Annotated in this window: 6 protein-coding genes and 1 pseudogene; 3 read left to right on the top strand and 4 right to left on the bottom strand. The window is 63.9% G+C overall.

Annotated features, from left to right (window positions below; translation table 11 throughout):
• Together ASN89_RS01275 and ASN89_RS01270 are read left to right on the top strand one after the other, a co-directional pair.
• Window positions 1-1,550: autotransporter outer membrane beta-barrel domain-containing protein (locus ASN89_RS01275; RefSeq protein ID WP_152988402.1), on the top strand; the 1,550-nt coding region annotated here is incomplete at its 5' end.
• Between the two features lie 166 nt (window positions 1,551-1,716).
• A complete protein-coding gene (locus ASN89_RS01270; protein WP_235433006.1) occupies window positions 1,717-2,010 on the top strand; it encodes a DUF6916 family protein in 294 nt (97 codons plus the stop codon).
• A gap of 65 nt (window positions 2,011-2,075) precedes the next feature.
• Here ASN89_RS01270 and ASN89_RS01265 read toward each other — a convergent pair whose 3' ends face one another.
• The 4 genes and pseudogenes from ASN89_RS01265 to ASN89_RS29745 all read right to left on the bottom strand — a co-directional run.
• Window positions 2,076-2,609: a phage tail protein gene (locus ASN89_RS01265; RefSeq protein ID WP_058048011.1), complete on the bottom strand. Its 534-nt coding sequence runs from the start codon at window positions 2,607-2,609 to the stop codon at window positions 2,076-2,078.
• Between the two features lie 48 nt (window positions 2,610-2,657).
• On the bottom strand, window positions 2,658-3,191 hold the full coding sequence (locus ASN89_RS01260; RefSeq protein WP_046685749.1) for a phage tail protein: 534 nt from the start codon (window positions 3,189-3,191) through the stop codon (window positions 2,658-2,660).
• A 29-nt stretch (window positions 3,192-3,220) separates the two neighbouring features.
• Window positions 3,221-3,478 carry a hypothetical protein gene (locus ASN89_RS29750; RefSeq protein WP_313902987.1) on the bottom strand — a complete coding sequence of 86 codons (258 nt, stop codon included), beginning with the start codon at window positions 3,476-3,478 and terminating at the stop codon, window positions 3,221-3,223.
• Between the two features lie 99 nt (window positions 3,479-3,577).
• Window positions 3,578-3,721: pseudogene (locus tag ASN89_RS29745) on the bottom strand (phage tail protein); the annotation flags it as partial.
• A 356-nt stretch (window positions 3,722-4,077) separates the two neighbouring features.
• Here ASN89_RS29745 and ASN89_RS01250 point away from each other — a divergent pair.
• On the top strand, window positions 4,078-10,972 hold a 6,895-nt coding region (locus ASN89_RS01250; protein ID WP_152988401.1), incomplete at its 3' end, for an IPT/TIG domain-containing protein.

Here is a 10,972-nt window from a genome sequence, read left to right as displayed (position 1 = left end):
GCACCTCGGCGCCGGTGACCTCGACGATTACCGTCAATCCGATGCCGCAAGTGCTCAGCCAGAGCGTCACGGTGGTGGCTGGCCTGACGGTCAATGTGGACCTGACGGCGGGCGCCACGGGTGGCCCGTTCACGGCGGCGAATATCCTGAGCGTGGCGCCGGCGGAGGCGGGCAAGGTGGTGGTGCGCGATATCGGCACGGCCGGCAAGCCGTCGTACCAGCTGAGCTTTGCGGCCTCGGGCAAGTTCGCCGGCGCGGCCGTCGTCAGCTACACCCTGAGCAATGCGTATGCCACCTCGAAGCCGGGCGTGGTCAACGTGACCGTGACGGCGCGGCGCGATCCGTCGGTCGATCCGGAAGTGATCGGCCTGCAGGCGGCGCAAGCGGATGCGGCGCGGCGTTTCGCCAGCGCACAGCTGTCGAACTTCACGCAGCGCCTGGAAAGCCTGCATGGCGATGGCTGGGGACGTTCGAGCTTCGGCCTGAGCCTGACGCCGCCAAACGACAGCGGCAACCCGACGGCGGCGCTGGCGCGCTGGCAGGCGGACGAAGCGGACCGCGTGTTCGGCACGGCCGTCAAACCGTTCATGCGCAAGGCGGCCTTGCGCCAGCCAGGCGCCGGTTTCAGCAGCGATGAACGGCAGCAGGTCGATGTCAGCGGCGCCACCAGCGGCTTGCCGGACATGCCGCAAAAGCCGGACACGCAGAAGCAGGCCTTAGCTCTGTGGCTCGGCGGCGCGGTCGACTTCGGTCAGCACTATGTGAACGGCCGCGACACGGGCTTCCGTTTCCGCACCAACGGCGTGAGCGTGGGGGGCGATTACCGCCTCAGCGACCTGGCGAGCCTGGGCGTGGGCGCCGGCTTCAGCCATGACCGCAGCGATGTGGGCCAGAACGGCAGCCGCAGCACGGCCGACAGCGCCGTGGCGGCCGTGTATGGCAGCCTGCGTCCGAGCAAGGGCGTGTTCCTCGATGGCGTGCTCGGCTACGGCACCCTGCAATACGACGCCTCGCGCTACCTCGCCGATGGCAGCGGTTTCGCCACGGGCGAGCGCGACGGCAAGCAGGTGTTCGGCGCGCTGGTCGGCGGCATCGAGATGCGCCAGGACACCTGGATGTGGTCGCCATACGGCCGCGTGGAACTGATGTCGGCCAAGCTCGATCCGTACACGGAGAAGGCGGCGGGCATCAACGCCCTGAGCTACTTCAAGCAGACCGTGCGCTCGCGCATCGGCGCGTTGGGCGTTCGGGCCGAGGGCATCTATGTGGGCGGCCTGGGCACGTGGTTCCCGCGCGCGCGGCTCGAGTACCGGCACCAGTTCCAGGGCGCCGATGATGCGCGCCTGGCGTATGCCGACCTGGTGGCGGACGGTCCCGTGTACGTGATCCGCACGGTGCCGCAACAGACGGGCAACTGGGCGGCGGGCCTGGGCGTGAAACTGCTGCTGTCGAACGGCATGACGATCACGCTGGACTACAACAGCAATCTGAATATCGATAGCGGGCGTACCCAGTCGGTGATGTTCGGTATCGCCATGCCGCTCAAGTAGCGCTGCGCATCAAGGAAGTGACGCCGCGGGGCGGGAGCAGCTTGCTTCCGCCCCGCAGCGCATGTGGCGTCTGGTTTTTCATGTCATTGCCGTGCCAGGGCGGCAATGATTCCATTAGAATCAGACATCGTCTTCACTACACTGCTTACGGAATGGAATATCTGGAATGATGAATGTCCTGACCCTCGAACATTTTGCCGCGCGCGTCAACGAGACGTTTATCGCGGCCAGTGACGGCAATGCCGCCTTTGTCCTGAAAGAAGTGCGCCCGTTGCCGTCAGCGACCCTGGAGGGCTTGATGCGCAAGCCGTTCAGCCTGCTGTTTCACCATAGCTCTCCCATCCTGTTCAGCCAGAAAATCTTCCAGATGCAGCATGAGGCGTTTGGCGAGGTGGGTATCTTTCTGGTGCCGGTGGCGCGTGACAGCCATGGCTTTCTGTACCAGGCCGTATTCAACTGAGGCCAGTGCGGGGAGGAGGGCAGGGCGGGCGCCGCGATGGCGCCGCCTGCCTGGATCAAGCAAACTTAGTCAAAAGACGGGAATTCCCCTTGCAGCGCGATGCAGAAATTCACCGCCAGCATCGGCTGGCGGTTTTCGTGCGGCTGGCCGCCACCGGCACTACCGATCGCGGTCGGCGACAGCGCTACATTGGGTGGTGTCGTCGGCACGAATGCGGACGTGCCGCCAAGGGCAATCAAGGCGTCGCCAGCGAGCGGTGTGTTGTGCTGCAGGGCGGCAGTGGGCTGGCGATACACATTGAGTTGATGGGGGTGGTTCGGCATCTCCGTGACGTTCAACGTGACACTGTTGCTGCCGAAGGTCTCGCCCATCACGCGCGGCGTGAGGCCGGGTCCTTGTCCCTGGCTGCAGGGCGCGCGTCCCGTGAAGTTGGGCAACTGAAAGGTCGTGGTCCCATTGCCGCCATACTGCGTGCCGATCAAGGAAAACAGGGCTGAATGTTGCTGTATCTGCAGGGTGGCGCCATTGCAGCTGGCCCATCCGTAGGGTGTGAAATTGAAGCCGAAGACTTGTATTTCGCCAAGGTATGGTGAGGTCACGGTAGGTTCTCCTGATCGATTTTAGGGGCTGCGCTTGCGTGCCGGCTGTTATTGCTGGGATGGGAAAATGCCTGCCCATGCGATGCAGAATGACGCTGTCAGGGTTGGCATGGTGTTCGCGTGCGGCAGGTTGCCGCCTGTCGCGCCCGTGGCTGTGGTCGCCAGTGCATAAGCGGTCAGGCCAGTCAGATCGCTGGTGTACATCTTGTCGTTATTCGACGGCGCAGTCAGCAGCAGGTTGGCCGCCGGCACGTTCGACGTTGCTAGGGTGCTGTTCACATTGAACGGGTGCGTATGCAAAGGAAGCTGGGTCGGCAGCAGGGTCACCGATTCGCTGCCGCTTCGTTGTCCGAGGGGGCGGTTGCTCAGGCCCGGACCGGTACCCATGTGCAGGGGAACCTGGCCGCGCAGGTCGGGCACGGCAAAGGTGGTGACGCCGTCGCCGCCGTAGGTGGTGCCCAGGAGGACGAACAGTACTTCGTATTCGGAGATCGGTTTCAGGCTGCCGTCGCAGGCGAACCAGCCGCTGGGAATGCGGGAAAAGGCAAACAGGCGAATTTCGCCGACATAGGGTGTGGTCATGACTATGCTCCGTAAGAGTGGCTGATTCGTTAGTTGCGCGACGGGAAGATACCGCTCAAGGCGATATTGAAGTTAATCACCGAGAACGGCTGCATGTTGGGATGCGCCTGGTTGCCGCCGGCCAACGCCAAGGTCTGGCTGGCCAGGGTGACTTGCGGTCCGGCCGAACCGTAGATGGATTCCGCGCCACTGCCGCCAAACAGGGTATTCGTGGGATTTTTCGAGGTGCCGGGCGTTGTCACCGCATTGGCCGCATGCGTGTGTGCCGGCATCTGGGTCGCTAGCAAGGTGACAGCCTCCTGCCCCGCCCGTGTACCGATCTGGTATGGCGATGGTTGCCACGCGCCATCGACCGAAGCACCCGCGCCAACCGGGGTACAGCCTTGCAAGTTAGGCAAGGCAAAGGTGGTACTGCCGTTCCCCCCGTAAGCGGTACCCAGCAGTGCAAACAGCGCCTGATTCTGCGCAATGGGCAGCAATTGCCCGTTACATGCCGCAAATCCACGCGGCGCAAAATTGAAGCCGCCCATCATGATTTGTCCTAGATACACATCAGCCATCATCGTTCTCCCACGGTTGGAATGCAGCTCAATGGCAAATGAATAATATTTTCCATTTGCAATCAATGTTGCGTTTTAAAAAACCCTTTTTGTTATAGTTACTTTATTGAAATCTCGGAGTAGCATACGTTGTCATATGGCAAGCGTCAACATCTGTTGGCACTGTGGAAGAGCTCGGAATGGGCATCGCCGACGGCCTGAAATTACCTTCATTTTTGTCTGAAAAACTCTGTATTGGAGAAGTTATGTCGCGTATTTGCAACGACATCATCGGCCGTCCGGCACGTTCTTTTCTGCTCGCCTTGTTTGCTGGAAAACGGAAGCGAATGTTGGATCGCGACGCCGCCGGGACGGCTGTATCTTGCCGTCTCGGGCAGTGGCTCGCTTCGCTGTGCCTGTTGATGCTGGCGTTGGGCGCCAATCCTGCGCAGGCTTTGCCGAGCGTGAAATGTACGGCCAGCCAGAGTTTTTCAGTCGCCTCGGGCGGCTCGCATATCATCGACCTGTCGTCCTGCAGCGGATTTGGCCTGATTGATAATAACGCGACGCCCTTGCACGGCACGATCACAGGTCTCGTCAATAACAGCAATGGCATCGCCACCTATATCAATAATGGCGACGGGGCGCTGTCCGACAGCTTTATCCTGCTCGACGAGGATAGCCAGGAAGTGACTTTCACCGTGACAGTCGCGCCCGCGGCGGCGGCCTTCACGGTGTTGCCGGGCAGTTTGCCCGCGCCCGTGATTGGCGTGCCATACAGCCAGGCCATGTCGGCCAGCGGCGGCGTGGCTCCCTACAATTACGCGTTTGATTCCGGTACCTTGCCGCCTGGCATCAGCGTATCGCCGAGCGGCTTGATTTCCGGCACCGTGACGGCTACCGGCGCCTATGTGTTCAGCGTCAAGGTCACCGACTCAACCCCGGGCACGCCGCAGGTGGTCACCAAAAACTATTCCGTATCGATCGCCGTACCGATCTTGTCCATCACGCCCACCACCCTGACGGCGGGAGGCTTGGCGACGCCCTATAGCCAGCAGATGTCGACCGCGAATGGCACCGCGCCCTATACCTATGTGGTGGAGTCGGGTGCCTTGCCCACGGGCCTGAACCTGTCGAGCAGCGGCCTGCTTTCGGGCACGCCCACCGCCCTGGGTACCTATAACTTTGTGATCAAATCCACCGATGTCACGGGCGGCAATGGACCGTACAACACGTCCAGAAGCTATTCCCTGGTGATCAACGCCCAGCCGCCGCCGACCATCACCGGCGTGACGCCTGCGTCCGGCCCCAGCACTGGCGGCACGGCCGTCACCATTACCGGTACCGGCTTTACGGGCGTCACGGCGCTCAAGTTTGGCGCCAACAATGGCGTCGCCGTTACCGTCGTCAACGCCACGACCATGACCGCCACGTCGCCGGCTGGCAGTGCCGGTACCGTGAACGTCACCGTTACCGCCAGCGGCGGCACTAGCGCTACCGGCGCCGCCAATCAGTTCACGTATATTCCTGCGCCGACGGTCACCAGCATTTCGCCCACGGCAGGCCCCACCGTCGGCGGCACGAACGTCACCATCACGGGCACGGGTTTCACCGGCGCCACGGCGGTGACCTTCGGCGCCACGGCAGCAACCGGGTTCACGGTCAACAGCGCCACGCAGATCACGGCTACGGCGCCCGCCGGCACGGGCACGGTCGATGTACGCGTCACCACGACGGGCGGCACCAGTGCCACCAGCGCGGCGGACCAATTTACTTTTGTGGCGGCACCGGCGGTGACGAGCATTTCGCCCACGGCCGGCCCGGCCACTGGCGGCAGCACTGTCACCATTACCGGTACGGGTTTGAGCGGCACGACGGCGGTGACCTTCGGCGCCACGGCAGCCACAGGTTTTACCGTCAACAGCGCCACGCAGATCACGGCGACGGCGCCAGCGGGCACGGGTACCGTGGATGTGCGCGTGACCACGGCGGGCGGCACCAGCGCCACCAGCGCCGCCGATCAATTTACCTATGTGGCAAAGCCGGTGGTGAGCAGTATTTCACCAACCTCCGGCACAACTGCCGGCGGCACCACGGTCATCATTACTGGCACGGGCTTTAGCGGCACGACGGCGGTGACCTTCGGCGCCACGGCAGCGACCGGGTTCACGGTCAACAGCGCCACGCAGATCACGGCCACGGCGCCAGCAGGCAGCGCGGGCACGGTCGACGTGCGCGTCACTTCAGCGGGTGGCACCAGCAACACCAGTGCAAACGATCAATTTACCTACGTGGCGGCGCCGGCAGTGACGAGCATTTCGCCGACTTCAGGTCCTGCGACCGGCGGCACCACGGTCACCATCACCGGCACGGGTTTTAGCGGCACGACGGCGGTAACCTTCGGCGCCACGGCAGCAACCGGCTTCACAGTCAACAGCGCCACGCAGATCACGGCCACAGCGCCCGCCGGCACGGGCACGGTCGACGTACGCGTCACCACGACGGGCGGCACCAGCGCCACCAGCGCGGCGGACCAATTTACTTTTGTGGCGGCGCCAGCGGTGACGAGCATTTCGCCCACGGCCGGCCCGGCCACTGGCGGCAGCACGGTCACCATTACCGGTACGGGTTTTAGCGGCACGACGGCGGTGACCTTCGGCGCCACGGCAGCCACAGGTTTTACCGTCAACAGCGCCACGCAGATCACGGCGACGGCGCCAGCGGGCACGGGTACCGTGGATGTGCGCGTGACCACGGCGGGCGGCACCAGCGCCACCAGCGCCACCGATCAATTTACCTATGTGGCAAAGCCGGTGGTGAGCAGTATTTCACCAACCTCCGGCACAACTGCCGGCGGCACCACGGTTATCATTACTGGCACTGGCTTTAGCGGCACGACGGCGGTGACGTTCGGCGCCACGGCAGCGACCGGGTTCACGGTCAACAGCGCCACGCAGATCACGGCCACGGCGCCAGCAGGCAGCGCGGGCACGGTCGACGTGCGCGTCACTTCAGCGGGTGGCACCAGCAACACCAGTGCAAACGATCAATTTACCTACGTGGCGGCGCCGGCAGTGACGAGCATTTCGCCGACTTCAGGTGCTGCGACGGGCGGCACCACGGTCACCATCACCGGCACGGGTTTTAGCGGCACGACGGCGGTAACCTTCGGCGCCACGGCAGCAACCGGCTTCACAGTCAACAGCGCCACGCAGATCACGGCTACGGCGCCAGCTGGCACGGGCACGGTCGATGTGCGCGTCACCACGACGGGCGGCACCAGCGCCACCAGCGCGGCGGACCAATTTACTTTTGTGGCGGCGCCGGCGGTAAGCGGTATTTCTCCCGCGTCAGGTCCAACCACCGGTGGCACCGTGGTGACCATCACCGGTACGGACTTCGGTGGTACGACGGCCGTGATGTTCGGCGCCATGGCTGCCACTGGTTTTACGATCGACAGCGCCTCGCAGATCACGGCCACGGCACCAGCCGGCAGCGGTACGGTGGATATACGGGTGACCACGCTGGGTGGCACCAGCGCCGTTAGCGGGCCGGACAAGTTCACGTATGTGATGGCGCCGGCGATCACCGGCATTGCTCCGATTACCGGACCCGCCACCGGCGGCACCGCCGTCATCATCACAGGCGCGGGCTTTGGTGGTACGACAGCCGTGATGTTCGGCGCCACGGCTGCCACCGGTTTTACGATCGACAGCGCCTCGCAGATCACGGCCACGGCACCAGCCGGCAGCGGCACGGTGGATATACGGGTGACTACGCCTGGTGGCACCAGCGCCGTTAGCGGGTCGGACAAGTTCACGTATGCGGTGGCACCGGCGATCACCGGCATTGCTCCGATTACCGGACCGGCCACCGGTGGCACCGTGGTGACCATCACCGGCACGAGCTTTGGTGGCACGACAGTCGTGATGTTCGGCGCCACGGCTGCCACTGGTTTTACGATCGACAGCGCCTCGCAGATCACGGCCACGGCACCAGCCGGCAGCGGCACGGTGGATATACGGGTGACCACGCCTGGTGGCACCAGCGCCGTTAGCGGGTCGGACAAGTTCACGTATGTGGTGGCACCGGCGGTAAGCGGTATTTCGCCCACGTCAGGTCCAACCACCGGTGGCACCGTGGTGACCATCACCGGCACGGGCTTTGGTGGCACGACAGTCGTGATGTTCGGCGCCACGGCTGCCACTGGTTTTACGATCGACAGCGCCTCGCAGATCACGGCCACGGCACCAGCCGGCAGCGGCACGGTGGATATACGGGTGACCACGCCTGGTGGCATTAGCGCCGTTAGCGGGTCGGACAAGTTCACGTATGTGGTGGCACCGGCGGTAAGTGGTATTTTGCCCACGTCAGGTCCAACCACCGGTGGCACCGTGGTGACCATCACCGGCACGGGCTTTGGTGGTACGACAGCCGTGATGTTCGGCGCCACGGCTGCCACTGGTTTTACGATCGACAGCGCCTCGCAGATCACGGCCACGGCACCAGCCGGCAGTGGCACGGTGGATATACGGGTGACCACGCCTGGTGGCACCAGCGCCGTTAGCGGGTCGGACAAGTTCACGTATGTGGTGGCACCGGCGGTAAGCGGTATTTCTCCCACGTCAGGTCCAGCCACTGGTGGCACCGTGGTGACCATCACCGGCACGGGCTTTGGTGGTACGACAGCAGTGACCTTCGGCGCCACGGCGGCCACCGGCTTCACGGTCAACAGCGCCACGCAGATCACGGCGACTGCGCCAGCTGGTAGCGGTACGGTCGATGTGCGAATCATCACGCCTGGCGGCACCAGTGCCGCGGTTGCTGCGGACCAGTTCACGTATGCTGGCGCGCCGGTGGTGAGCGGCTTGTCGCCCACGGCTGGTCCAACGACGGGCGGCACCAGCGTCACGATTAACGGTACTGGTTTTGCTGGTGCCACGGCAGTGACGTTTGGCGCCACGGCGGCTAGCAGCTTCACGGTTAACAGTGTCACGCAAATCACGGCCACGGCACCAGCCGGCAGCGGCACGGTGGATATACGGGTCACCACGCTTGGAGGCACCAGTGCCACCAACCCGGCGGACCAATTTACATATGTGTTGGCACCGGTGGTCACCGGCATTGCTCCGATTACAGGACCGGCCACGGGCGGCACCAGCGTCACCATTAATGGCACGGGCTTTACCGGCGCCACGGCGGTGACCTTTGGCGCCACGGCGGCGACCGGCTTTACGGTCAACAGCGCCACGCAGATCACGGCCACGGCACCAGCCGGCAGCGGCCTGGTCGATGTCCGCGTCACTGCGATTGGCGGCGCCAGCGTTATCAGTGCCGCCGATCAATTTATGTATGTAGCGGCACCGGTGGTCACTGGCCTGTCGCCCGCGACAGGTCCTTCCACTGGCGGCACTAGCGTCACTATTAACGGTACTGGCTTTGCTGGTGCCACGGCAGTGACGTTTGGCGCCACGGCGGCCACCGGCTTTACGGTCAACAGCGCCACGCAGATCACGGCGACTGCGCCAGCTGGCTCCGGCACGGTCGATGTGCGCATTACCACGACGGGTGGTACCAGCGGTACCAGTGCAAACGACCAGTTCACGTATGTGGGCGCACCAACGGTGAGTGGCCTGTCACCTGCGGTCGGGCCAACGACGGGCGGCACCAGTGTGGTAATTTCCGGTTCGGGCTTTACCGGTGCCACGGCAGTGACGTTTGGCGCCACTGCGGCGAGTAGCTTCACCGTCAACAGCGCCACGCAGATCACGGCGACTGCGCCAGCTGGCTCCGGCACGGTGGATGTGCGCGTCACCACGACGGGCGGTGCCAGCGCCACTGGCGGGGCGGACCAGTTCACCTATGTGGCGGTACCGGTTGTCTCAGGCATTGCACCTGCTTCCGGCCCCATTACCGGCGGCACTAGCGTGGTGGTCACAGGTACAGCCTTTGACGGCGCCACGGCGGTGCGATTCGGCGGCGTCAGTGCCAGCAGCTTTACGGTCAACAGTGCTACGCAGATCACGGCCACCAGTCCATCGGGCAGTTTGGGCGTGGTGGACGTGAAAGTCACCACGGTTGGCGGTACCAGTGCCAGCAACGCAGCGGATCAATTTACGTATAGCCCAACCGGTGTCATCCTGTTTGCAACACCGACCGCGGCGTCCGTTCCATTGGGAAATAGCCTGACCAATGTGGCTACTTCCAGCCTCGCGGGCGGCAGCTATGGAGCCATCAGCTATTCCAGTTCGAACGTGGGTGTGGCCACCGTCAGCAGCACTGGCGTCATCACGCCGGTAGCCGCCGGTGTCAGCATCATCACCGCGACGCAGGCCGCAGTGGCTGGCGTAAATGCCCAAGCAACGCAAAGCTATACATTGACGGTGACGGCCGCTATGGACATTACGCCAGCCAGCTTGTCAGGAGCGGCAGTTGGTACGGCTTACAGTCAGCAACTGACGGCCAGTGGTGGTATCGGGCCATATGCATTTGCGGTCTCCGGCAACATGCCAGCCGGCATGGCGCTGAGTACCGTTGGTGTGCTGAGCGGTACGCCAACTGCAGCAGGCAGTTTTGTGCTGACTGTAAAAGTGATGGATACACGTCAGTTTACGGTAACGAAAAACTATACGTTGTCTGTGGATTCGGCGACACTCGCTCTCACGCCAGCCACCCTGCTCAATCCAACGGCGGAAGCGGCCTACAGCACAACCCTGACGGCGGCGGGCGGCACGGCGCCACATACCTTCAGCATCAGCAGCGGCGCCTTGCCTGCCGGCTTGACCTTGAATGCGGCGACTGGCGTATTGTCCGGCACGACGAATGTGGCAGGCAGTTTCCCTGTCAGCATCAAGGTCACGGACAGCAGCACGGGCGCGGGTGCGCCGTTCAGCGCCACCAACAGCTACACCTTGGCCGTGGCGGCACCCACCTTGAGCCTGACGCCGGCCAGCCTGGCGGCAATCCGCGCCGGCGACGCGTACAGCCAGGCATTCACGGCTGGCGGCGGCGTGGCGCCGTATGCGTATTCGGTGAGCGGCGGCGCCTTGCCGACCGGCCTGGTACTCGATGCGGCGACCGGTGTGTTGAGCGGCACGCCGACGGTGGCGGGCAGCTACAACTTTACCTTGCAGGCCAAGGACGCGCACCAGTTCACGGTGCAGCAAACCCTGACCCTGCTGGTGAACCAGGCGCCGCCGCCGGTGGCCAATGAAACGGCGACGACGTCGGCCAACCAGGAAG

Origin of the sequence: Janthinobacterium sp. Ant5-2-1 (genome assembly GCF_001445815.1) — a bacterium.
GTDB lineage: Bacteria > Pseudomonadota > Gammaproteobacteria > Burkholderiales > Burkholderiaceae_D > Janthinobacterium > Janthinobacterium lividum_E.
The sequence above is the reverse complement of the archived record's forward strand: the minus strand, read 5'-3'. Positions and strand labels throughout refer to the sequence as shown.